Origin of the sequence: Tabrizicola thermarum (assembly GCF_003574395.1) — a bacterium.
Classification (GTDB): Bacteria; Pseudomonadota; Alphaproteobacteria; order Rhodobacterales; family Rhodobacteraceae; genus Tabrizicola; species Tabrizicola thermarum.
This window is the reverse complement of sequence record NZ_QMJY01000027.1, coordinates 1-263: the sequence shown is the minus strand read 5'-3', so window position 1 is coordinate 263 and position 263 is coordinate 1. Positions and strand designations below refer to the sequence as shown.

Below are 263 nucleotides of genomic sequence, written 5' to 3'. Positions count from 1 at the left end.
TCATCTTGCTCTCCTCAGCCGATCCGGCCGGTGATATAGGCTTCGGTGCGCGGGTCCTTCGGGTTGGTGAAGATCTCCGGCGTGTCGCCGTATTCCACCAGATTGCCCAGATGGAAGAACGCCGTCTTCTGGCTGACCCGCGCCGCCTGCTGCATCGAGTGCGTCACGATCACCACGGAAAACTGGCTGCGCAATTCGTCGATCAGTTCCTCGACCTGCGCCGTGGCGATCGGGTCCAGCGCCGAGCAGGGCTCGTCCATCAG

General features: G+C 62.7%; 1 pseudogene. It reads right to left on the bottom strand.

Annotated elements, in window-relative coordinates:
• Positions 1–14 precede the first annotated feature (14 nt).
• Positions 15–263: pseudogene (locus D5084_RS09000) on the bottom strand (phosphate ABC transporter ATP-binding protein); the annotation flags it as partial.